The sequence below is a fragment of the Pseudomonas sp. BT76 TE3572 genome (assembly GCF_050435365.1).
Lineage (GTDB): Bacteria > Pseudomonadota > Gammaproteobacteria > Pseudomonadales > Pseudomonadaceae > Aquipseudomonas > Aquipseudomonas fluorescens_W.
In genome coordinates this window covers 6,070,572-6,094,251 of sequence record NZ_JBNDKE010000001.1, presented here as the reverse complement: position 1 = coordinate 6,094,251, position 23,680 = coordinate 6,070,572, and the positions used below count along the sequence as shown (strand labels likewise).

General features: G+C 55.3%; 12 protein-coding genes and 5 pseudogenes. 5 read left to right on the top strand and 12 right to left on the bottom strand.

What is annotated here, in order from left to right; all coding sequences use genetic code 11:
• Positions 1-104 precede the first annotated feature (104 nt).
• Positions 105-2,396: a beta-glucosidase BglX gene (gene bglX, locus ABH912_RS27795; protein WP_033058914.1), complete on the top strand. Its 2,292-nt coding sequence runs from the start codon at positions 105-107 to the stop codon at positions 2,394-2,396.
• A 132-nt stretch (positions 2,397-2,528) separates the two neighbouring features.
• On the opposite strand, the gene ABH912_RS27790 is transcribed toward bglX, so the two are convergent.
• The 4 genes and pseudogenes from ABH912_RS27790 to ABH912_RS27775 form a co-directional block, all read right to left on the bottom strand.
• Positions 2,529-3,686 (bottom strand): phospholipase D-like domain-containing protein, encoded by a 1,158-nt coding sequence (locus ABH912_RS27790; RefSeq protein WP_429512136.1) that lies wholly within the window; start codon positions 3,684-3,686, stop codon positions 2,529-2,531.
• A 1-nt stretch (position 3,687) separates the two neighbouring features.
• Positions 3,688-4,278: a YceI family protein gene (locus ABH912_RS27785; protein WP_429512134.1), complete on the bottom strand. Its 591-nt coding sequence runs from the start codon at positions 4,276-4,278 to the stop codon at positions 3,688-3,690.
• 234 nt (positions 4,279-4,512) lie between these two features.
• A complete protein-coding gene (locus ABH912_RS27780) occupies positions 4,513-4,842 on the bottom strand; it encodes an amidase (protein WP_429512132.1) in 330 nt (109 codons plus the stop codon).
• Positions 4,839-5,456, bottom strand: a pseudogene (locus ABH912_RS27775) (serine hydrolase domain-containing protein); the annotation flags it as partial. The pseudogene ABH912_RS27775 and the gene ABH912_RS27780, both read right to left, overlap by 4 nt.
• 1,127 nt (positions 5,457-6,583) lie before the next feature.
• Here ABH912_RS27775 and ABH912_RS27770 point away from each other — a divergent pair.
• Complete coding sequence (locus ABH912_RS27770; protein WP_033058921.1) at positions 6,584-7,546, top strand: hypothetical protein; 963 nt, start codon at positions 6,584-6,586, stop codon at positions 7,544-7,546.
• A gap of 712 nt (positions 7,547-8,258) precedes the next feature.
• Here ABH912_RS27770 and ABH912_RS27765 read toward each other — a convergent pair.
• Positions 8,259-8,441: pseudogene (locus ABH912_RS27765) on the bottom strand (group II intron reverse transcriptase/maturase); the annotation flags it as partial.
• Positions 8,442-9,224: 783 nt separating this feature from the next.
• On the opposite strand from ABH912_RS27765, the gene ABH912_RS27760 reads away from it, so the two are divergent.
• Positions 9,225-9,521, top strand: coding sequence for a hypothetical protein (locus tag ABH912_RS27760; protein WP_197281756.1), 297 nt, complete (start codon positions 9,225-9,227; stop codon positions 9,519-9,521).
• 88 nt (positions 9,522-9,609) lie between these two features.
• Positions 9,610-9,835 (top strand): annotated as a pseudogene (locus ABH912_RS27755) (IS66 family transposase); the annotation flags it as partial.
• A 152-nt stretch (positions 9,836-9,987) separates the two neighbouring features.
• Here ABH912_RS27755 and ABH912_RS27750 read toward each other — a convergent pair.
• The 7 genes and pseudogenes from ABH912_RS27750 to ABH912_RS27720 all read right to left on the bottom strand — a co-directional run.
• Positions 9,988-10,593, bottom strand: a complete 606-nt coding sequence (locus ABH912_RS27750; RefSeq protein ID WP_429512130.1) for an AAA family ATPase — start codon at positions 10,591-10,593, stop codon at positions 9,988-9,990.
• Positions 10,583-12,227 (bottom strand): annotated as a pseudogene (locus ABH912_RS27745) (IS481 family transposase). The gene ABH912_RS27750 and the pseudogene ABH912_RS27745 overlap by 11 nt, the downstream one beginning before the upstream one ends.
• A 4-nt stretch (positions 12,228-12,231) precedes the next feature.
• Positions 12,232-12,813 carry a recombinase family protein gene (locus tag ABH912_RS27740; protein WP_033058928.1) on the bottom strand — a complete coding sequence of 194 codons (582 nt, stop codon included), beginning with the start codon at positions 12,811-12,813 and terminating at the stop codon, positions 12,232-12,234.
• A 2,062-nt stretch (positions 12,814-14,875) separates the two neighbouring features.
• Positions 14,876-17,131, bottom strand: a complete 2,256-nt coding sequence (locus tag ABH912_RS27735) for a hypothetical protein (RefSeq protein ID WP_429512128.1) — start codon at positions 17,129-17,131, stop codon at positions 14,876-14,878.
• Between the two features lie 899 nt (positions 17,132-18,030).
• The gene (locus tag ABH912_RS27730) at positions 18,031-20,223 is read right to left on the bottom strand and encodes a hypothetical protein (RefSeq protein WP_429512126.1); all 2,193 of its coding nucleotides are present in this window, start codon (positions 20,221-20,223) and stop codon (positions 18,031-18,033) included.
• Positions 20,224-20,708: 485 nt separating this feature from the next.
• Positions 20,709-21,830, bottom strand: coding sequence for a hypothetical protein (locus ABH912_RS27725; protein ID WP_156363890.1), 1,122 nt, complete (start codon positions 21,828-21,830; stop codon positions 20,709-20,711).
• An 85-nt stretch (positions 21,831-21,915) separates the two neighbouring features.
• Positions 21,916-22,149, bottom strand: a pseudogene (locus tag ABH912_RS27720) (Tn3 family transposase); the annotation flags it as partial.
• A gap of 166 nt (positions 22,150-22,315) precedes the next feature.
• On the opposite strand from ABH912_RS27720, the gene ABH912_RS27715 reads away from it, so the two are divergent.
• Positions 22,316-23,551, top strand: coding sequence for a hypothetical protein (locus tag ABH912_RS27715; RefSeq protein ID WP_156363891.1), 1,236 nt, complete (start codon positions 22,316-22,318; stop codon positions 23,549-23,551).
• The last annotated feature ends 129 nt before the right edge of the window (positions 23,552-23,680 follow it).

Genomic DNA, 23,680 nt, shown 5'->3' with positions numbered 1-23,680 from the left:
CACGCAGAAGTGTGCTGCATTTACCTGAACAACAATAGTCGCTCCCTAAATTTTGGCTGACCGGCGCGTATTCACTGCCGTTTAGGCTTTTGAGAAAACTATTCATGAAGAAGCTGTGTTTGCTGGGCCTGTTCGTCAGCCTGGCCAGTCATAACGTATTGGCCGCCACGACGCCCGCACCTCTGGAAAACAAGGACGCGTTCATCAGCAACCTGATGAAGCAGATGACCCTCGATGAAAAGATCGGCCAGCTGCGCCTGATCAGCATCGGCCCGGAAATGCCGCGGGAGCTGATCCGCAAGGAAATCGCCGCCGGCAACATCGGTGGCACGTTCAACTCGATCACCCGCCCGGAAAACCGTCCGATGCAGGACGCGGCCATGCGCAGCCGGCTGAAGATCCCGATGTTCTTCGCCTATGACGTGATCCACGGCCATCGCACCATTTTCCCGATCCCGATTGCCCTGGCCTCGAGCTGGGACATGGACGCCATTGGCCTGTCCGGGCGCATCGCCGCCAAGGAAGCCGCGGCGGACAGCCTCGACATCACCTTCGCACCGATGGTCGACATCTCCCGCGACCCGCGCTGGGGCCGGACGTCCGAAGGCTTCGGTGAAGACACGTACCTGGTGTCGCGCATCGCCGGCGTGATGGTCAAAGCCTTCCAGGGCACGGGCGCGAACGCGGCCGACAGCATCATGGCCAGCGTCAAGCACTTTGCCCTGTACGGCGCGGTCGAGGGCGGTCGCGACTACAACGTCGTCGACATGAGCCCGGTCAAAATGTTCCAGGATTACCTGCCGCCGTACCGCGCCGCCATCGACGCCGGTGCTGGCGGGGTAATGGTCGCGCTGAACTCGATCAACGGCGTGCCGGCCACCGCCAACACCTGGCTGATGAACGACCTGTTGCGCAAGCAATGGGGCTTCAAGGGCCTGGCCGTCAGCGACCACGGGGCGATTTTCGAACTGATCAAACACGGCGTCGCCCGTGACGGTCGCGAAGCCGCGAAGCTGGCGATCAAGGCCGGCATCGACATGAGCATGAACGACACCCTCTACGGCAAAGAGCTGCCGGGGTTGTTGAAGGCAGGTGAGATCCAGCAAAGCGACATCGACAACGCCGTGCGTGAAGTGCTCGCCGCCAAGTACGACATGGGCCTGTTCAAGGACCCGTACCTGCGCATCGGCAAGGCTGAGGATGATCCGGCCGACACCTACGCCGAAAACCGCCTGCACCGCGCCGAAGCCCGCGATGTTGCGCGCCGCAGCATGGTGTTGCTGAAAAACCAGGGCGAAACCCTGCCGCTGAAGAAAACCGCGAAAATCGCCTTGGTCGGTCCGCTGGCCAAGGCACCGATCGACATGATGGGCAGCTGGGCCGCCGCCGGCAAACCCGCGCAATCGGTGACCCTGTTCGACGGCATGACCACTGCACTGGGCGCGCAATCGACGCTGATCTACGCTCGCGGCGCCAACATCACCAGCGACAAGAAGGTGCTGGATTACCTGAACTTCCTCAACTTCGACGCACCGGAAGTGGTGGATGATCCGCGTTCGGCCCAAGAGCTGATCGACGAAGCCGTGAAAGCCGCCAAGAATGCCGATGTGGTGGTGGCAGCGGTGGGCGAGTCCCGTGGCATGTCCCACGAATCGTCGAGCCGCACCGACCTGAACATCCCGGCCAACCAGCGCGATTTGATCAAGGCCCTGAAAGCCACCGGCAAACCGCTGGTGCTGGTGATGATGAACGGCCGTCCCCTGACAATTCTCGAAGAGAAGGAACAGGCCGACGCGATTCTGGAAACCTGGTTCAGCGGCACCGAAGGCGGCAACGCCATCGCCGACGTACTGTTCGGTGACTACAACCCGTCGGGCAAATTGCCGATCACCTTCCCGCGTTCGGTAGGCCAGATTCCGACCTACTACAACCACCTGAGCATTGGCCGGCCATTCACGCCGGGCAAACCGGGCAACTACACCTCGCAGTATTTCGATGACACCACAGGTCCTCTGTTCCCGTTCGGTTTCGGCCTGAGCTACACCGATTTCAGTCTGAGCGACATGGCACTGTCGTCGACCACACTGAACAAAACCGGCAAGCTCGACGCCAGCGTCATGGTGAAGAACACCGGCAAGCGTGACGGCGAAACCGTGGTGCAGTTGTACATCCAGGACGTGACCGGCTCGATGATCCGTCCGCTCAAGGAACTGAAGAACTTCCAGAAAATCACGCTGAAGGCCGGCGAACAGAAAGTCGTGCACTTCACCATCACCGAGGATGACCTGAAGTTCTTCAACACCCAGCTCAAGTACGCGGCAGAACCGGGCAAGTTCAACGTGGAGATCGGCCTCGATTCCCAGGACGTGACGCAGCAGAGCTTTGAATTGCTGTAATTTTCAGGCAACACATAAAACCCTGTAGGAGTGAGCCTGCTCGCGATAGCGGTCTATCAGCTAGATCAATGCTGAATGACATGACGCCATCGCGAGCAGGCTCACTCCTACATTTTGTTTTGGGTGTGACGACTATCCCCGTCGATCCAGCAGATTCACCACCAGCCGATCCACCCATCCCCAAATCCTTTGCTTCACCCGCCGCCACAGCGGCCGGCGTTGCCATGCCTCCAGGCTGACTTCCTGGCTCTGCGCAAAGTCCCTCTCGAAACTTGCCGCCACTGCCCGCGTCAGCCCCGGGTCCAACGCCTCTAGGTTGGCTTCCAGGTTGAAGCGCAGATTCCAGTGATCGAAATTGCACGAGCCGATGCTCACCCAGTCGTCGATCAGGACCATTTTCAAATGCAGGAAACACGGCTGGTATTCGAAGATCTGCACCCCGGCCTTGAGCAATCGCGGGTAATAGCGGTGCCCGGCGTAGCGCACCGACGGGTGATCGGTGCGTGGCCCGGTCAGCAACAGGCGCACATCGACACCTCGGACGGCTGCCCGGCGCAGTGAGCGACGGACTTTCCAGGTCGGCAGGAAATACGGCGTCGCCAGCCAGATCCGTTGCTGCCCGCTGTTCAGCGCACGGACCAGCGATTGCAGAATGTCCCGGTGCTGACGGGCGTCGGCGTACGCCACCCGGCCCATGCCTTCGCCCGTGGACGGCACGCGTGGCAGACGCGGCAAGCCGAAATGCGAAGCGGGTTTCCAGGCGCGCCGATGGCGGTTGGCGATCCATTGGCGGTCGAACAGCAACTGCCAGTCGATGACCAAGGGACCGGTGATTTCCACCATCACTTCGTGCCATTCGCTGGTGTCTTCGCCCGGCGTCCAGAACTCATCGGTCACCCCGGTGCCGCCCACCACGGCCAAGCTCTGATCGACCAGCAACAGCTTGCGGTGATCGCGGTAGAAGTTGCCCACCCAACGCCGCCAGCTCAGGCGATTGTAGAAACGCAGCTCCACACCCGCGGCCATCAAACGCTGACGCAAAGTCAGAGTGAACGCGAGGCTGCCGTAATCATCGAACAGGCAGCGCACGCGCACGCCACGTTCGGCAGCCAGGACCAACGCCTGAACCATCGCTTCGGCACAGGCACCCGCCTCCACCAGGTACAACTCCAGTTCGACCTGCTCTTCGGCGCGAGCAATCGCGACCAACATGCGGGGGAAGAACTGCGGACCGTCGATCAGCAGTTCAAAGCGGTTGCCTTCACGCCAGGGGAAAATCGCGCCGGCCATGTCAGCGCGCCGTGAAAATCAGTACCGCACCCACCGGCACCGACAGACTGATAGCCGACAAACCGGCGACCTTGCGCAAACTGTCCAGGCCGGGGGCCAGGTCGAAATCCGCGGCATTGATGATCAGCGGTTCGAGGGTCACCACCTGGAAGCGTCGGTCATCGAGACGGGTTGCCAGCAGTTCGGCGTTGTATTCGTGTTGTTTGCCATGGAGGTTGACGGTCAGCGGCAGGCGCAATTCAAGTTGCGCGCCGGGCGCCAGATCGTTGATCGGGCGTAGATCAATCTGCGCGGTGATCAGTGCTTCGGGGAAAGTCTGGATTTCAAACAGCTCCTTGCGCATGCGTTCATCGCGCAGTGGGATGCCACTGTTGACCGAGTCCATCTCGACTTCCACCTCGGCCAGGCCTTTGGGATCGACCTTGCCGTGCAGCACCAGAAAGCGCTGCACTTCGGAGATATTGGTATTTTTGGTGCTGATGAACGACAGCCGCGAGGACTCGCCATCCAGGTACCAATCGGCGTGGGCCGACAGCGTGGCACCGGCCAGCAGCAGGAAGGCGAGGGTTTTGCAGAGGAAGCGGTTGAACATAGAGACTCGTGGGGCAGATAAACCTGCACGAACCTTAACCGCCCTGAGACAGGTTGCAAACAAACTGTTATGCCAATTCGACCTTTGTGGCGAGGGAGCTTGCTCCCGCTCGGCTGCGCAGCAGTCGCAAATCCTGAGTATGTGATCTTCCTGAAGAAATCCATTGTCAGGTTTTGGGAGCGCTTCGCACTCCAGCGGGCGCAAGCTCCCTCGCCACAAAGAGCATCTGCGCAGTCATGGCGATAGGCGGCAGCCTTGGCGTTCTCCGACCCACACGGCGCTGTTGCTGCGGCCCATGCCGCTGACGGTAACGCGCTTGCTGGCGGTGTCATCGGTAAAGCCACTGGTCGGCAGCCACTGCTTCACATAGCCGTGGCAATACTCGGCCGGGTTGTTCATCACGTAACGGCACGAACAATATTCCTTGGCGGTATAGCTGCTGATGATGTCCGGGAATGCCCACAGCGCCACGCGCTCCTGCCAAATCCAGCCGAGCAAGGCGACCAGCAGGACCGACAACAGCGTGCTGAACGGTCGGCGACGAACAAAGCTGTGACGCTTCATGGCTGCCCCTTCGCGGCAAATGCCTTGAGCGCGAGTTTGAGCAAGTCGTTGTGCCGGTAGCTGCCGTCGCGGTCATCGCCGTAGCGCACGATCACCAGGTTTTCGCTGGGAATCACGTACATCGCCTGGCCCCAATGACCCAGCGCGGCGAAGGTATCGGAGGGTGCATCGGGCCATGGTTTTGCGGCGCCTTTCACCGCGCGGTTAAGCCACCAATGGCCGCCGGGCACGGCGTCGTCCTGATTGGCTTGATAGCGGGCGAACGGTTCACGGTTGAAGGCGACCCAGTCTTTAGGCAGCAATTGCCGCTCGCCCCAACGGCCATCACGGGCCATCAACAGACCGATGCGCGCGAGGTCCCGGGCGGTGATATAGGCGTAGGACGACGCGACGAAGGTGCCTGTGGAATCGCTTTCCCAGACGGCGTGGCGAATCCCCAAGGGTTCGAACAAAGCAGTCCATGGGTAGTCCGGATAGCGGGTCGGGCCGACGATGTTTTTCAGCGCGGCGGACAACAGATTGCTATCACCGCTGGAGTAACGGAAGGCCTGACCGGGTTTGGCGTATTCACCGTGATCGGCGGTGAACGCGGCCATGTCCGGGTGCCCGCGGGTGTCATGAGTTTTCACTTCGATTGGAATTCTTTTCATTAAGAATGGAACCAGCCAACCACAGCCAGCCGTGTCGCGAAAACCTTGAACGCCAACATGGGCGCCGTTTGTGAAAGGTTTTATGTCGTGAAGTCGGGCCGTTGCTAGAAGAATTTCCGCGGTGCGGCGCTGAACAGCCCCACTCCGAAGCACACCTCCTACTTGGCAATACTCTTGGCTCCCCAGCTAGTATCTCTCAAACATTGAACGACCTCGGAGAAGCTGCCGACTCCGGCGCTGCGCACAACGCATTCGATACTGCTGAAGGTTTCCATAGACGCCACTATAAACTTGTGGCTTAGACGGCCTATTGCATTTACTACCTACCTTTCCTTCAATGGTCATTAGAAAATCAAACGGAATCACCAGAAAATAAAATGCGAAGGTTGAAACGAGGGACTCGGAGCCACAACACGCCCTTACTTGGGTTGGGCCGCCGGCATTGGAAATGGGGCTCTGGATTGTTATCAGTAGAGCTGGACTGATCGCACCAGATTAGAGCAAGAACGGTGAAAAGCCACCTAAGCCGCAGAGGCATAGATGGTCGGACTGACCGCCTTCAGCTCGGCTCCGATGGCCGCGATATCGCAAAAGAACAAGGAAGCGTTCACCTTCCACCGCTCGTTCATTGCATTGCATTGCTGTGGGTAAATTTGATCTCGCGAGCGGATGAAAAAGAGAAAGCGACCGGTGCTCCCCCCGTTCGTGAATGAAACCTATGTACAACCCCTCCCCATAAAGGGGAGCATAACAACACCTTTTTTCTCGATCGCCTTTTGTGATATCTCCTCGTCTAAAAGTCTCAGGAACCCCATTCAGCCTTTGACCACTCAGGGTGCGACTATCCACATTGGGTCCTCCTCATGCAGATTAATCGTCCACCAGCCATTGATACTCCCCCCCCCTCCGTTGCCACTCATACCGCTGCAGCCTCAAGCACGACTGAGGCAGCAGTCCCTCCGAGGGCCAGCTTAAAAAATCGCCTCACGCCGCGTACCGAGGATTATCTCTTACGTCTGCAAATGCATGGCACTCCGACGCAGCGGTTACTAGCCAAATCTGCCTCCTTTGGATTAATGAACGACCTATTCATGGCTAATCCGGCTCGGGATAAACCAGTGTCCCAGTTCGGTGTCGGGATGAGCCTTGATGGGTGCATAGGTATTTTGCTAGCCAACTTCATGCCGCATGACGACAAATTTGAGCTTGAGGCGTTAGCCTTTCGCGCAGAGCGCATTTTCGATAGTGAATCTATCAGTATGGAAAAGGTGATGCTGGAGCATGCGCGAGAGTTGCCAGAAGTTGAAGTCGACAAACATCCCAGCCAATCTACGGTCACTCCAATGCCAGCAAATTCGGAGCAGACGCCACAGGGCGATATCGCCGCTGAACGGAAGGCGATACATAAAGAACTCCAGCGCGTTAATGGCCAGACTATGCATCGGAAAATGGCAAGTATGCTTGCGGATAGGCGTGTCAATGACGGACGTTCCAGTAGCCGTCTGACTGCGCTGCCCACCGCCCATGCCTATCTCGTAAAAGGCAAGTTACGGCAGATGTTCGGCAAGAGCGCTGCATTACAACCACAGCGGACCACTATGTCGGCGAAGACATCTGCTACTTCCGCGCTTATCCCGCTCCGTGGTCCGCAGTATCAATTCAGCCATCAAGAATTCGCCGACTTTTTCGAGGACCATTGGCTCATGGATCCGAAAAACACTCGGCAAGTCGAGGCCGTCCGGAAGAAAAAGAACGCCTCTTCTTCCAAGGAGGATAAAGTTGTAAACCCGCCAAATTCGGGTATTTCACCGCAGTTAGAACTGCGACGCGGACAATTCACTGGTGACTATATAAAGGCAGAGTTGCAAAAGCGTCTGGATCAGGATTTGGCATCTTCTGCAACTAACCAGGCTCCAACGCTGCCGAATCGGCGAGCTGGAAGGGTTGTCGACAACGGCCTCCGGCAACAACTAGCAGAGCATCTGGAGACCGGCCGGGCGCCGAGTGCAAATGTAACCCCGACGCCGCCCTCGCAAAATCAAAGCAGAAAATAGTGATATCGCCATAGGTTCACTGCAGATGACCAAGTCCTTCGCCGGATCGTTAAAAGCATTTTTCCATAGCAAACTGTTGGTTTGAAGAAAGGCAAATCGAATACCCAGCCTCTCCCGAGACACAGCCTCGTCAAGCCTAGGCGCGAGAAATGCCTCTAGATCATCCGTAATCGCGAGATTGAATACGTAGTGTGACTTTTGAGGGGAGACCGCAGTGTTGAACTGTTCAAGTAAATCCGGACACCGGTTACGGTGTGTATGCCGCTTTTTGCTCCATAGCTATTGGCGACAAGTATTTGTTGTAGCTATGGAGCCTTTATCGCAGAGCGACTCGTTAGCGCCGTCATGGTTCTGTTTACCTGCTTCAGGACCTGAATGTTTGCGACCATTGTCACTAGGTCTATTACGGCAAAAAATCCAAAAAGGCATCGGGCAAAAGTCAGCTTCGGGACTATGCCTATTATCATCGCATTGGAACCGATGCCTACCGCTTTGAAGGCGCACATGTCTGTGTGAATCAGCAGATATAAATGACCGTCTAGATGCACTTGTGTGGCAGCAAGTTGTTGAACTGCTTGCCCACCCGGTAAGGCTAAAGAGTGAATATGAACGCAAGTTGGGTGCCCTCGTTGATCCGGATCTCGGTTTTAACGCCAGCGAGAGTTCAACTGAACCAGACAGAAGAGAAAAACGTATGCAAGATCGTACGCGCCGTAAGCGGGCCGCCTTTCGGCGCCCCGCAGCCGCTCTCCTCGACCACGCCATTGATCAGCGTTCCCGCATCCAGATACGTCCGAAGCAGCCGGATAACCGCCCGATCCACAATCCGCCTGCGTAAGCGATCAACCAAAATATCGTGATCGACCCGGTCGAAGAACTTCTCCAGATCAACATTTGTTCGCCTCCCAGGCTGTGATCACCGAGAAAGCACAGCCGATTTTCGGAGAGTTTATTTTGCGACAGAACACTAGTAATTGATTTTGGAGTCCCCACCGCCAGCGGTGGCAACGTCTGTTGGATCCAGCGGCTTTGGTGGTTTGAGTTTTGCCAGATCACTCGCCGCGCTAGCGCCTTGCAGCACATTGGCGGCAGTGTCAGCAGCCTTAAGTACCTGAGGTAATCTAGTGACCGCTGCAGCTATCAAAGGAAACATATTAACTCTCCATATTTTGATACTAAGCGTTAATGCCTAGTAAAGGTGAGTGACCCCTTCGGGCACTTCGGTTCCCTCCACTGGGCATTTATTTCGGCATCAATTGGAAATACGCCTGCCACTATGCGTTCGCTGCTCAACAGTCCCGCACCAGCGGTTTAATCTGTCGAGACTGAATGTGAATACCCCAACGTTGAGCGTTTTTCTACGGCATCGCCGGAAAAACAAGTTCACAGATAAATTCATGGAAGTGCTTGCGTTAAAGAGTCAAGCGGGGATGTTGGCCGCTGGCCCAAAGTGGTGATGTGTTCGTCAGGCAGAAAGGTAAGTTTTGCTGGGGCCCGCGCCAGGCTCCAAGCCTTGGCACAGGATCGATTCGAGGCTTTTTAACTGCATGCGCTCAGTGCCAGCGCACTCTGGCAGGCGGCTTCCAGGCTTATCGAAAACCTGACCCACGAGTCTCGCGGCTCGCTGCGCTTGAAGTTTGCCAAGCGCAGCGAGCAGTTGAATCCGCAGTAGGCCAGCTTGCTCGATGACCTGATCGAGACCGATATCGCCGCGATTGAAGATGAGCTTCACCCCTTACAAACCCCTCCGCCACCGACCGAGAAAAAGCAAAAGCCTAAACGCAATGCGTTGTCAGCAGAGTTTCCACGCACGTTGATCCATCACAACCGGGACAACACTCACTGCCCAGGTGGCTGCGCACTCAACGTCAGCGAGAAGCTGGACTATTCGCCCGGCGTGTTTAGTATCGAACGTCATGTCGGGGGCAAATGGGTCGGTGATGACTGCGAAACGCTGATCCATTTACGCGGCTGAATACGGCAAGAAAAAGCGGTTCCGGTGATGAAGACCCTACACGCCTGAATGATCGCCAAGGCGATCTTGTGCGTGCTCGACTATTGGCAGAGCGCTGGATTACAGCTTAACTCTGGGCAGCGCGGTCGCGCTACCTCGATGACGGGGCCATACCAATTGATAATAATGAGTGCGACAACCAGATCCGCCCGTGGACACCAGGGTGCAAGAACTGGCTCTTCGCAGGTTCGCTGCGCAGCGGCAAACGGGCGGCCGCGATCATGAGCTTGATCCAGTCTGCGCGGCTGAATGGTCATGATCCGTATGCCTATCTCCTTAGGCAGATTGAAGCCAAAGCAAATGCAGGCCTTGCAATGCGCGCAGGCGCTTGAGAAAGGTTTCGTGCTATAGGAATTGCCCAAGTCGTAGTAGAGATACGACTCACTGTCCTGCCGGGCGATGACGTCATGGTCGATCTATAGTGAAATCATGGGGGACATATGGGTAGCGGCTCGCGCTCATCGCGACGGGCCCACACTGTCTGCAAATGGCGAATGGTCATTATTGTTTCAACTGAACTGTCAACTTGAAGTCTTAGACCCTGTTCCGTCCATGCGCACCGATGAATTAGCTTGCTGCTGTGGCATAGCCGCGAGGATGTATAGCTAGTGAGTGTACGTCCGTTCAAGTCATGCGCTTCATCGACGAACATGACGATGGGTTTCTTTCCCTTCAAAATCATCTCTTGAAGCTGTCGGTCGCGGCGCTCGATCTTCTTAGGTATCTGCACCTGTTTTTCAGACGATAAGTCGTAATAAAGGGCCTCGATCAACGTGGCCAGCTTGATATTGTGCTTATCCACGGCGACAGACTTGGAGACGATCACTTTCTTGTCGTCTTGCAGCATTTTGGTCAACCTGCGTAACAGCACAGTCTTACCGCTACCGATCACACCACAAATAGCGACCAGGCGACCTTCCATTACGGCACCGCGAACGTCCTTGATCAGATCCTTGTGGTGCTCCGTCTCGTAGTAACCTGACTGCTTGAATGGCACCGCCAACCCGAAATGCTGCATCACCTCAGCTCGCATGTTGAGACCCCTTTTTATTTTTATGTCGGAAGTTCTCACGCACGCGCGCTAGAACAAGGCTGCGCGTCAGCGTTTCGGCCAGCATCTGGTCGATGAATGTTTTGTCTTCAACCGTAAGCTTGGCCAGTGGTTTAGCCAACTCTTCGGCGATGGCTAATTTGGCCGCGATCACCGTCGGATAGTGATACTCGTGTGCGTGCGGGTCGAACGGCTGACGAGGAATACTTGCCGCCGATGTGGGAGCATCCGTCAAGCGCACGTCGGTGCCTGATAGGGCGGCAATCGGCAGTCCAAGTTGGTCAGCCAGCAAGCGAATACGGTCTGCGCGCTCATCCGCCTTGGTTCGTTTGACGGCCCGATAGCGGCGCAGCGGAATAGGGCCGTTTACCGGATAGTAGGGGCCGAAGCGCTCGCCCTCATACTCGGCGTACAACTCATTGTCGAACAGGCCCCACAGCAGAATCGCATGGTCGCCGGCCATGCCCGGATCAAGCTCATATTGCGTACCATCGATGGTGATACGTGCATCGATACCGACCTTGCGCCGCTCAAGCTCGCGCGCGAAGCGACAAAATTGCTCCCAAGTACACATCTCGCGCAAGCCATCGTCTGGCAGCATAGCGAGCCAGTCCGCCATGCGAGTGCGCGACTCTGAACGATGACGCTGCTGATTGTAGGTATGCACCAGATAGTGCGACAGCCATTCGTTCGCCTGCTGCTCAGTTTCCGGCTTGTGAAAGTGGTACAGAGTCTCGTGGGCTTCCTTGACCGTGCGAAACGGACGTTCGACCTTGCCCTTGGATCGAGCCGTTGTTCGCGTGCCGTCCTTGCCGGCAGGAAGATGTGTCTGCCATTCAATCGCGAGTGCTTGCATCACGTTCTGGAAAACGCGGGATGTAGCGACAGGGCCATTGTCTAGATAGATCATGTTAGGTCGACCCTAAAACGGGTTCTGCGCGTCGGCCTTGGGGGGTCATGGCATTGAACAGGAAACGCAGTGCTGTTTCCGCATCTTCACCGTAGATGCAGTGGTACTCCTGGTAAGCGGTACCACTTCGGTCATCAACCACACTGAAAATCGCCAGTGTAGGCTCGCCCTTGCTGGGGTCGATCCAGTTTGGCTTGTCGATGCGTTTGAGGTCGGACGGAGATATGTCGAACTGCCAGCAATCGTTGCTATGCTCAGCTTGGAAACGCACGGCAGCGGGCTCGCGCGTCAAATGTGAATGGTCCAAGTGCCAGCGGTCGAGATAACGATTGACGGTCGGCTTGGTCAACAGCCCCTTGGGCGCCTTTATTAAGCCTTGTTTCGTCTCGACGCCAAAATTCTCCAGCAACTTGATCGCGTTGGGTGTGGAAAGGTGGCGATTGTTCTTGTTGGTGGTGCGCAGTTTCAAGGCCGCGACTAGATCGCAGTAACGCTCTAATTCGGCTTGTGGAAGTACGCGCGGTTTGCCGTGGTCAGCGCGGTGTACCGAGTGTGGTTTTTTGAAGGCATATAATGCGCGATAAACAGTGGTGGACGACACACCGTATAGTTCGGCAACGGCCTGTACCTGCCTGGCGCGCTCAGGGCTTTTGCGTGGCAAACGATCAAGCCGCTGTCGCAGTTGCAACAGCGAATCTGTGGGGATTTGCTTATGCCGCGCGAACGGCATCGCTATCAGCCTTCGCGAGGTAGTTGTACAGCGTCTCGCGGCTAATGCCAAAATCGCGTGCAACCTGCACCTTAGTTTCTCCGGAGGCTACCCGCTGACGCAGTTCCGCGATCCGCTCCGGGGATAGTGATTTCTTCCGGCCCCGGTAGACACCGCGCTGCTTAGCTAGCGCTATGCCTTCACGCTGTCGCTCGCGGATCAAAGCTCGCTCGAATTCTGCGAAGGCTCCCATCACAGAAAGCATCAGCGTGGCCATTGGCGAATCATCGCCAATAAACGTCAATGCTTCTTTAACAAACTCGATGCGAATTCCGCGCTTGACCAACTTTTGGACAATACCGCGCAAGTCGTCGAGGTTACGCGCCAAACGATCCATGCTGTGCACGACTACGGTATCGCCCTCGCGGACAAATGCGAGTAATGCGTCGAGTTGGAGCCGCTGGATATCCTTACCCGACGCCTTGTCGATGAAAGTACGATCAACCTGAACATGCTCCAGCTGACGTTGAGTATTCTGCTCTAACGTACTGACCCGAATGTAGCCGACGCGTTGCCCTTGCATCTTTCTCTTACCTCAACTTTGTCAAGTTGACATCTTAGACCCTGCTCCATCCGTGTCAATCAATAGAGATACCCACCTTAAATTGGCGTTATTTGCCAGTGTGGCTGACTGTCAATCTGGGGTGTACCCATATGGAACAGTACAGGCGGCCGCTCACTTGCAATTAGTCTTGGTCGGCCGTGTTGGATTGCAGGTCGAAGCGGATAAATGCAAGTTCATTCGCCATTAACCCCGGTTCGCAGGCCGGATAGGCGCAATTAATTCCGGTCGAAAAACGCGCTAATTGCAGGTCGGCGTGTTTATGAATGCAGGTCGCTACAATTATCGATTCCCTTGCTCATCATCTGGTGAGGGAGACCGGGAATCATACCCGTCAGGCCCTGGAGATGCGACGGGCGGCCCTTGATAGGTAGCAGGCGGATTTTTAAATGGTGGATATTGAAAAGTGCCCTCAGGAGACGATGGGATGTCCGGGGAGTCGGGAGGCACCGGATGCCCGTGAGGGTTGGGTAGCGCAATATAGTGGCGTGGCGGGAAAGCACCGTTGAACTGCAGAATGTCCATCTCAGGCTTTCCTGCCACGTCAGGGACCTTTACAAAACTTTGAAGATGCGGCAGCTGTCGAGCTGTCGCTTGATCCCTAAGGGATGGTTCCCATGCTGTATGCGGGCCGGGTGGATGGCTGTGCCCCAAGGTGCGCCCGGACCGCTTTTCGGGATCGGGAAAATCGTCTAAACTGACATGCCCATGTTCTCCAACGGCAACTTCCCCTGCCTCCAAATTATTAGAACTGCCACTATAGTGGCTGACTTGTGCCTTCTCCTGAAATGTTGGATCTAGAGAGTAAGGGCGGTTAGGGTTTGATTCCACACCAGGAATCGATCTAAAGTTGTTAATTCCATCTCGTAGGTCAGACGATTGATACTTATAACCATTGAACTTGCTATTTAAACTGTTCTCTCCATCACTTTCCTGCTGTGCCATTTCATTTATCTTACGACAGTAAGGGTCAGTGGGGTCAGTGGAAAGAACAGGATTTTGTGGGTGTCGTTGTAGGGGCCATGAGTGGGGGTTTGGTTGGACCAATAGGGCAGGCTCGTAGTTAATAAAGTTGCCGTTAACAGTAGGCCTCAGCACATTGTCGGATGTCTCAATAATTGGCTGCCGCCTCACTGAGAAGCGTAGCCCCGTAGACGATGGATCAAGGGCAGCCTGGGACAACGACGTTTTTTGTGAGGGATTGCCCGGTTTGATCAGTGCGCCTGTCGCATCCGTACGTGCCGCGCGTTGTGGCTCTGGTGGCTCTGGTGGCGCTGTCGTTGAAGTCGAAGTTGAAATGGGGGCGACTGCCGAGGGTGGCTGGTCTGGCACAACCGCGTGTGGCGGCGGGCTGGCTGAGGAAATACGCATCGGTTATAGAGTCCTTACGGTACAGCGGACGGCCAGGCACACCGAGCTTGGGAGAGTCCGTGAGTTGACTCACGGCCTTGTGTCGAGAGTATTGAGTGGTCTGAGAGCGATTCGAGTTCCGGACACGAAAATACAATAATTGAGTTGTCCGGAATCGAGAGAATGTAATTAGTTTTTTGTAAAAAGTCTTGGCAGGAGACTGCCTACCTCTAGCGGCTCGCGTTTGAAAACACGCTGGCCGGCATTCCACTGTTAGGCAAAACCGCCATCCGCCATTTGCAGATAGCGTGAGCCCGTCGCAATGAAATGCGAGCCCGCGCCGTCGAATGCGAGCTCATTTGCAATTAATGTGAGCCGGCGGCTTTCGCTGGTTGCAGTTAATGTGAGCCAGAAATGCCGATGAATGCGAGCCAGCGTGTTTTCAAACGCGAGCCGCTACAGGTAGCGCCCCAGGTCAGATGGCGACTAACACTGATGTCGTGCGGTACCGATGACTTGGCCTGATTGGCGAGTGGGAAACGAAACAAGGGCGGGCTTGCCGCCCTCTTTTGGCGACGTTGCCTTCCTGTCTTTTAGTTTAGGAATGCCGTCCTCATTCTTCGAACCGAAGGCGCTGGGTCATATCGCCCGCGCCATGACCTTGTGTGTGCTATCACTGGTTTGGCCCGGGAAAAGAGGGTTCCCCAGAAGCAGGCCCTTGCTTTCTTGCACTGCGAATCTCCTCGACACGGACACCTAGCTGCGCCGCCAAAGCTAGTTCCTGAGCCTGAAGCGTTGCAAGATCAGCAGCCGTGGCCGTCGGACCTAATTCCCGAACGACTTGGGCGGCTATCATTGCGCGGTTGTAATCCGTGGCGCTGGCGTCGGGACCGAACATGGCCTTCGCGAGTTTGTCTTTGTTCGCGCGAGAGTAATCGTTGGCGGTGGCGTCGGGACCGGACCTGGCCTGCGCGAGTTTGTCTTTGTTCGCGCGGTCGTAATCCCTGGCGGTGGCGTCGGGACCGAACCTGGCCTTCGCGAGTTTTTCTTTGTTCGTGCGGGAGTAATCCTTGGCGGTGGCGTCGGGACCGAGCCTGGCCTTCGCGAGTTTGTCTTTGTTCGCACGGTCGTAATCGGCGACGGTGGCGTCGGGACCGAGCCTGGACTTCGCGAGTTTGTCTCTGTTCGCGCGGTCGTAATCGGCGACGGTGGCGTCGGGACCGAGCCTGGCCTTCGCGAGTTTGTCTTTGTTCGCGCGGTCGTAATCGGCGACGGTGGCGTCGGGACCGAGCCTGGCCTTCGCGAGTTCGTCTTTTTTCGCGCGAGAGTAATCGGCGGGGGTGGCGTCGGGACCGAACATGGCCTTCGCGAGTTTGTCTTTGGTCGCCCGGGCGTAATCGGCGGCGGTGGCGTCGGGACCGAACATGGCCTTCGCGCGTTTTTCGCTTTTCGCGCGGGAGTAATCGGCGGCGGTGGCCTCGGGACCGAGCCTGGCCTTCGCGAGTTTGTCTTTGTTCGCGCGCTCGTAATCGGCGACGGTGGCGTTGGGACCGAGCCTGGTCTTCGCGAGTTTGTCTTTGCTCGCGCTGAATTTCTCAGATAATACTTTTGGATATGGCGTAACTCCAGCGGAGGCATTCGCGTAGAAAGCAGCGGCCGCTTGTTGATCAATGGGTGTCTTTCCGGGCTGGGCATTGATCGCTGCGACACCCTCTTTAAATCGTTGATTTACCGCCGGACTATTTTTCCCTACTTTACCTTTTTGCGCATGGAGTATGGTGTTATTAACCAGTTGCTCCAGCGATTGCTTTCGTTCAAGGGGAATCCCCTGAATCTGTGTGCCCCCCAGTTGGGTGGGCTGAAAACCTGGGCGAGTGGATGGCGGCTCTGGCGGAGAGGGCGCGGCCCGCTTTTTGCCCTTGCTGCCAGTCGGTTCCTCTGTTAACAACGGCGACAGTGATCGGGGCTGTTGGGTGTACGACGTAAGTTCACCCCTTGGAGGGGGGGAAGCCTGTTCGGGAAGCACCACGCCAGTCTCATTCTCCCAATTTGTTTCAGTGCCCCCATAACCCAATCTTGTCAGGTAAAGCCCTTGGGTGTTTTTTTCGAAGGTTGCCTCCAGTATGCCAAACTCCCCCTGCGACAGGGACACGTTGGCTTGATAGTAGTTTAAGAGGCCGCTTACTAGATCAGGGTCAACCCGTCTCAGGTTGTCCCAGCCGCACAGTAAAGCGCTACGTAGCCGCTGATTGCGTTCGGCGCTTTCAGGCTTGTCATCACCGGAGAGCCGAAACGGACCGGGATGCGGCGAGTGAAGGCGAGCGAAGTCTGCTGCGGGGTTTACGGTGGATGGCTGAGTGCTTGCCGTTGGGGGCGGCGGCGTGAACTGCAACGGTTCGTCAATTTGTTGCAGGAACTCGTTTGGAAGACTCAATAGAGGATGTTGCGACGGGGCAGTGCCTGCAGCATCACCCCTCGGTTCGGGGAACCTCATCAACACCGGCTTTTCGAATGCGCCACGGAACGCCACGGCCAAAATGTCATATTCAGATTTTTCATTCAGCTTCGCTTGTACTACCAAAGCATTTTTATTTTCTTGCCTCCCATATTGAACAATACCAGTAATGCCAGTTTGTTGATGATTAGGCGAAAGTTGCAAAGAATCACTCTGCATTGAATTTTTTACAAGGCTAGCAAGTTGTTTATCGCTTCCGACACCTTGACTCCCCATGGCATTCAAAAACTGAAACGAGTGTTGGCTTAGATATGCTGACGTTAGAGAACTCGCATGCAGGGATAGTGGCGTGTTCGCAGGCGCCGGTGTGCCCCCTTCAATATGGGTTGGTCCGACCTGCAAGTTACCTGAGGGAGGGCCTATACCACTTGAATTCATAAAATACTCCAGATGCAAAATATCAAAACGATGCATTGAGTGGCACGAGTATACCTATAGGTTCCAATCTTGGATCTTTTCGTTGTCGCCTTCGACGATGGCACGCTCATCGGTAGTCAGCGCAACCTCCTCCCTATACCGGCGTATCGACACCTTGAGAAAAGGTTCGTGCTATAGGAATTGCCCAAGTCGTAGTAGAGATACGACTCACTGTCCTGCCGGGCGATGACGTCATGGTCGATCTATAGTGAAATCATGGGGGACATATGGGTAGCGGCTCGCGCTCATCGCGACGGGCCCACACTATCTGCAAATGGCGAATGGTCATTATTGTTTCAACTGAACTGTCAATTTGAAGTCTTAGATCCTGTTCCGTCCATGCGCACCGATGAATTAGCTTGCTGCTGTGGCATAGCCGCGAGGATGGATAGCTTTGCAGGACGGGATTTCTACCAAAACTAGCCCATGCCATTTGCAGAATCTGAGCCGATAGATGGGATAAATGCGAGACCGCGTGTTTTCAGACGCCAGCCGCGACACCTATTCTGCACGTTCGTACTGCACCGTGCTCCCCCACAACTGGGACGGGCCAGATTGAACTGTCCACCCAGCTCATCTTGCTGCACATCGCTAACGGCCTTTCAACCACCCAAATTGGCCCTGGTCACGTCCAATAGTTTCAATTGGCTTGAGTTGAATCGCGCCTTTCGCTGGCTTAACCAAGCATCGGATAGCCGCAAGATGGCGACTAACACTGATGTCGTGCGGTACCGATGACTTGGCCTGATTGGCGAGTGGGAAACGAAACAAGGGCGGGCTTGGCGCCCTCTTTTGGCGACGTTGCCTTCCTGTCTTTTAGTTTAGTGGGAATGCCGTCCTCATTCTTCGAACCGAAGGCGCTGGGGCATATCGCCCGCGCCATGACCTTGTGTGTGCTATCGCTGGTTTGGCCCGGGAAAAGAGGGTTCCCCAGAAGCAGGTCCTTGCTTTCTTGCACTGCGAATCTCCTCGACACGGACACCTAGCTGCGCCGCCAAAGCTAGTTCCTGAGCCTGAAGCGTTGCAAGATCAGCAGCCGTGGCCGTCGGACCTAATTCCCGAACGGCTTGGGCGGCTATCATTGCGCGGTTGTAATCCGTGACGCTGGCGTCGGGACCGAGCCTGGCCTTCGCGAGTTTGTCTTTGTTCGCGCGAGAGTAATCGGCGGGGGTGGCGTCGGGACCGAACCTGGCCTTCGCGAGTTTTTTTCTGGTCTCGCGGTCGTAATCGTTGGCGGTGGCGTCGGGACCGAGTCTGTCCTTCGCGAGTTTTTTTCTGGTCTCGCGGTCGTAATCGTTGGCGGTGGCGGCGGGACCGAGCTTGGCCTTCGCGAGTTCGTCTTTTTTCGCGCGGTCGTAATCGTTGGCGGTAGCGTCGGGACCGAACCTGGCCTTCGCGAGTTTGTCTTTGGTCGCTCGGGCGTAATCGGCGGCGGTGGCGTCGGGACCGAACATGGCCTTCGCGCGTTTTTCGCTGTTCGCGCGGGCGTAATCGGCGGCGGTGGCGTCGGGACCGAACATGGCCTTCGCGAGTTTGTCTTTGTTCGCTCGGGAGTAATCGGCGGCGGTGGCGTCGGGACCGAACATGGCCTTCGCGCGTTTTGTGCTGTTCGCGCGGTCGTAATCGATTGCGGTGGCGTCGGGACCGAACCTGGCCTTCGCGAGTTTGTCTTTGTTCGCGCGGGCGTAATCGGCGGCAGTGGCGTCGGGACCGAGCTTGGTCTTCGCGAGTTTGTCTTTGCTCGCGCTGAATTTCTCAGATAATACTTTTGGAAATGGCGTAACTCCAGCGGAGGCATTCGCGTAGAAAGCAGCGGCCGCTTGTTGATCAATGGGTGTCTTTCCGGGCTGGGCATTGATCGCTGCGACACCCTCTTTAAATCGTTGATTTACCGCCGGACTATTTTTCCCTACTTTACTTTTTTGCGCATGGAGTATGGTGTTATTAACCAGTTGCTCCAGCGATTGCTTTCGTTCAAGGGGAATCCCCTGAATCTGTGTGCCCCCCAGTTGGGTGGGCTGAAAACCTGGGCGAGTGGATGGCGGCTCTGGCGGAGAGGGCGCGGCCCGCTTTTTGCCCTTGCTGCCAGTCGGTTCCTCTGTTAACAACGGCGACAGTGATCGGGGCTGTTGGGTGTACGACGTAAGTTCACCCCTTGGAGGGGGGGAAGCCTGTTCGGGAAGCACCACGCCAGTCTCATTCTCCCAATTTGTTTCAGTGCCCCCATAACCCAATCTTGTCAGGTAAAGCCCTTGGGTGTTTTTTTCGAAGGTTGCCTCCAGTATGCCAAACTCCCCCTGCGACAGGGACACGTTGGCTTGATAGTAGTTTAAGAGGCCGCTTACTAGATCAGGGTCAACCCGTCTCAGGTTGTCCCAGCCGCACAGTAAAGCGCTACGTAGCCGCTGATTGCGTTCGGCGCTTTCAGGCTTGTCATCACCGGAGAGCCGAAACGGACCGGGATGCGGCGAGTGAAGGCGAGCGAAGTCTGCTGCGGGGTTTACGGTGGATGGCTGAGTGCTTGCCGTTGGGGGCGGCGGCGTGAACTGCAACGGTTCGTCAATTTGTTGCAGGAACTCGTTTGGAAGACTCAATAGAGGATGTTGCGACGGGGCAGTGCCTGCAGCATCACCCCTCGGTTCGGGGAACCTCATCAACACCGGCTTTTCGAATGCGCCACGGAACGCCACGGCCAAAATGTCATATTCAGATTTTTCATTCAGCTTCGCTTGTACTACCAAAGCATTTTTATTTTCTTGCCTCCCATATTGAACAATACCAGTAATGCCAGTTTGTTGATGATTAGGCGAAAGTTGCAAAGAATCACTCTGCATTGAATTTTTTACAAGGCTAGCAAGTTGTTTATCGCTTCCGACACCTTGACTCCCCATGGCATTCAAAAACTGAAACGAGTGTTGGCTTAGATATGCTGACGTTAGAGAACTCGCATGCAGGGATAGTGGCGTGTTCGCAGGCGCCGGTGTGCCCCCTTCAATATGGGTTGGTCCGACCTGCAAGTTACCTGAGGGAGGGCCTATACCACTTGAATTCATAAAATACTCCAGATGCAAAATATCAAAACGATGCATTGAGTGGCACGAGTATACCTATAGGTTCCAATCTTGGATCTTTTCGTTGTCGCCTTCGACGATGGCACGCTCATCGGTAGTCAGCGCAACCTCCTCCCTATACCGGCGTATCGACACCTTGAGAAAAGGTTCGTGCTATAGGAATTGCCCAAGTCGTAGTAGAGATACGACTCACTGTCCTGCCGGGCGATGACGTCATGATCGATCTATACTGTCAACTTGAAGTCTTAGACCCTGTTCCGTCCATGCGCACCGATGAATTAGCTTGCTGATGTGGCATAGCCGCGAGGATGGATAGCTTTGCAGGACGGGATTTCTACCAAAACTAGCCCATGCCATTTGCAGATAATCTGATCTGAGAAATGGGATCCGAGCCCGCATGTTTTCAAACGCGAGCGACTACATCTACGCTCGCGGTTTGAGTGTCAGCGAAATCCAGGCGCACTGCAGGAAATGTACGGCACCTCCCAGCCTGATCTCGGCGATTACTGACGCACTCCGTAAAGGACAAAAGCTTGCTCCGCTGCCGGACGCGTGGCTAAGCGCAGCATAGCACCAGCGCTATGCCCCAGCGCCTGCAGGCGCGTTCCGTTGGCAAGGACAAAGGCTTGCTCCGCTGCGGGACGCGTGGCTAAGAACTGCGTCGCACCAACACTATGGCCCATTTCCTTCAGGGGCGCTCCGTTGGCAAGGACAAAGTCTTGCTCCGCTGCGGGACACGCGGCTAAGAAACGCATAACAACAGCTCTATACCCAAGCGCCTTCAGGCGCGCTCCGTTGGTAAGGACAAAGCTTTGCTGCGCTGCGGGACACGCGGCTAATTCCCGTATAGCAAAAGAGTTATGCCCCAACTCCTTCAGGCGCGCTCCGTTGGCAAGGACAAAGCCTTGCTCCGCTGCGGAACGCGTGCCTAAGAACTGCATATCAACAGCGCTATGCCCCATCGCCTCTAGGCTCTCTCCGTTCTGCACCAAAAAGCGCTGTCCGTCAGATAGCTGTCGGTCTGCTATGGCTTTCATGTGCCGATTGACGCCTCGCAGACTCACATTCACCCCGTTGTTGCGTTGGCCTGTCTGTTCGGCGATCTGTTGCAGGAGCTCGTTTGGAAGACTCAATAGAGAAGGTCGCGACCGGGCAATGCCCGCCGCCTCATCCCTCGGCTTGGGCAACGTCATCGACACCAGTTCTCCGGACGCCTTACGTAACCCCACGGCCAAAATGTCATATTCAGATTTTTCATTCAGCTTCGCCCGTACTACCAAGGTATTTTTATTTTCTTGCCTCCCATATTGAACAACGCCAGTAATACCAGTTTGTTGATGACCAGGCGATAGTTGCAAAAAATCACTCTGGATTAATTTTTTTACAAGCGTAGCAAGTTGTTTATCGCTTGCACGACCTTGACTCTCCATGGCGTTCAAAGACATAAATGAGTGATTGCTTAGATATGCAAGCGTTAGAGAACTCGCATGCAGGGATGGTGGCGTGTTCGCAGGCTCCGGTGTGCCCCCTTCAATATGGGTTGGTCCGACCTGCAAGTTAACTGAGACTCCGCCTCTAATGGGACCCATAAAATACTCCAGATGCAAAATATCAAAACGATGCATTGAGTGGCACGAATCTCCCTATCGGTTCCAATCCTGGATAAACTCTGAGTATGGGAAGGCCGCAGAATTCTGAAAAAATCGTACGCTAAGGTATTCCGGGCAACCGTAGCGGTTTGAACTTCCCGTCCTCCAGTCTGGGTTCTGCCGCCAGACGTAGTCGCCGGCCAGGTTGATGTGCTCCCCAGCCCAACCGCGACAGGTATTGCAATAGCTCGCCCTCCACCGGCCTGCCGATCTCGCTCAGGGAGTGGGTGGCGCGCTCCAGGCACATCGTATTCCACAGCACAATGGCCGCCGTTACAAGGTTGAGGCCTCTGGCGTCCGGGGAGCCGATGGCACTCGATGATCACGATACGCTTGAGCAGATACAGCGCGACCAGTGAACTGCCCACTTCGTCGTCCCAAGTGCGCTGCGATCAAATGGAACCGCGCAAGATTTCATACCACCCATGACTCAGTGTTAGCATCAATACTTGGGGAAGATAATGGATCCTATTAGAGGCTCAAGCGCCTACAATACTCAAGCCAGTTCAGCAAATCCTGCCGAAGCCGCGCAAACCGCGGCAGCACTGCATCCATCAGGGCATGCCCACCTGCTAACGTCGGCGATGTTGAGTCATCACACATTCGATGCGTTGAATGCCAAAGAGGCGCAAGGTAATAAAGAGGAACAGACCTTGGCTAGGTTTGCAAAAGAGGCTATTAGAAGTGGCCGGTTGCAGATTTCGCCCAATCAGCCCGAGAACGGGATCGCTCAATTTGGGATGCGGCGCAATCAGGATATATTAGTCATCCGAGCGAAGTTGAATGAACGGTCTGAGTATGACGTTCTGGGGGTAGGCTTTCGAAGGGGATCTGAGGCGCCTGCATCCATGACTTTGCCAAGCCCAAGCGCTGCGATGGCGCGCACGGCCCGGCAACCGTCTACCTTGTTAAGTCAGCAAGTTAGAGGCCGTCTTGAGCGCTCCGCCCACTCGCCCCATGATCAAGACGAACCTGATAGCAGTGATGACGAGCTTGTCCCAAATTTCGCAAGCCGAGTGCGGTCAAAAAATAACGCTTATCCGCCAGAACGTTGTACTACGCCAGATGAGCAGTCTTTATTAGAAAAGCAAAGGGCTTCGGATAAAAACAAAAACCCTGAAGATGCCAATAATTTCCAGGATGCTATCTTGGCCTATGTATCTGGTGACAAAGATGATGAGACGGTTGAATTTATTGCCTCCGAAATGAAAAATTTCGCAGTTGAATTATCGCCCATTCAAGGAAAGTATATTTTTCGAGGGATCGCTTGTTATGCGGAGAAAATGCCTGAGCTTACCAACTACAAAAACTGGGGCATGAATAAAAACCGAGAAGTTACGAAAGCGCTTATACACAGTGCAGAGTTTGCTCCTAATACGGCAGGTGACTACGGATTGGCTAGCATCACTACAGTCCAAGAAATTGCCAGTGAATTTGCAGCGTCTAGGCAACACGCTAACACGGACGATGGAAAAGCCTCGAACCAAGCCATCTTGAATATTTTGATTGATCCCTCTAATCCGCCAAGAGGTTACGTCTTGGACGAAAATTATCCTTTTGGGGAAAACGATATTTCTCTTCATGAAATTCAGTTATCTAAAGATAACAATGACTATCAGATTGTTAATGTAGATATTCAAGAGTCTGGCATGTCAAACATATTTATCTTGGCATCAGGTAAAAATCAAGCGGTTTAGGGTTCGATTATTTGCTACAAAATCTCATCGCGATGGGTCCCCAATCCCTGCCGACCATCTAGCCCATGAAGGCATCTTGCAGGGACAACGCATCGGTTACATCCAGGTCAGTAGCTTCGACCAGAACCC

Excerpts from the sequence above, each read along its gene's own strand:
- ABH912_RS27770 (WP_033058921.1), top strand. The coding sequence starts at position 6,584 with ATGGCTAATCCGGCTCGGGATAAACCAGTGTCCCAGTTCGGTGTCGGG.
- ABH912_RS27750 (WP_429512130.1), bottom strand. The coding sequence starts at position 10,593 with ATGCGAGCTGAGGTGATGCAGCATTTCGGGTTGGCGGTGCCATTCAAG.
- ABH912_RS27735 (WP_429512128.1), bottom strand. The coding sequence starts at position 17,131 with ATGCATCGTTTTGATATTTTGCATCTGGAGTATTTTATGAATTCAAGT.
- ABH912_RS27785 (WP_429512134.1), bottom strand. The coding sequence starts at position 4,278 with ATGTTCAACCGCTTCCTCTGCAAAACCCTCGCCTTCCTGCTGCTGGCC.
- ABH912_RS27790 (WP_429512136.1), bottom strand. The coding sequence starts at position 3,686 with ATGGCCGGCGCGATTTTCCCCTGGCGTGAAGGCAACCGCTTTGAACTG.
- ABH912_RS27730 (WP_429512126.1), bottom strand. The coding sequence starts at position 20,223 with ATGCATCGTTTTGATATTTTGCATCTGGAGTATTTTATGAATTCAAGT.
- bglX (WP_033058914.1), top strand. The coding sequence starts at position 105 with ATGAAGAAGCTGTGTTTGCTGGGCCTGTTCGTCAGCCTGGCCAGTCAT.
- ABH912_RS27740 (WP_033058928.1), bottom strand. The coding sequence starts at position 12,813 with ATGCAAGGGCAACGCGTCGGCTACATTCGGGTCAGTACGTTAGAGCAG.
- ABH912_RS27780 (WP_429512132.1), bottom strand. The coding sequence starts at position 4,842 with ATGAAGCGTCACAGCTTTGTTCGTCGCCGACCGTTCAGCACGCTGTTG.
- ABH912_RS27725 (WP_156363890.1), bottom strand. The coding sequence starts at position 21,830 with ATGCATCGTTTTGATATTTTGCATCTGGAGTATTTTATGGGTCCCATT.
- ABH912_RS27715 (WP_156363891.1), top strand. The coding sequence starts at position 22,316 with ATGGATCCTATTAGAGGCTCAAGCGCCTACAATACTCAAGCCAGTTCA.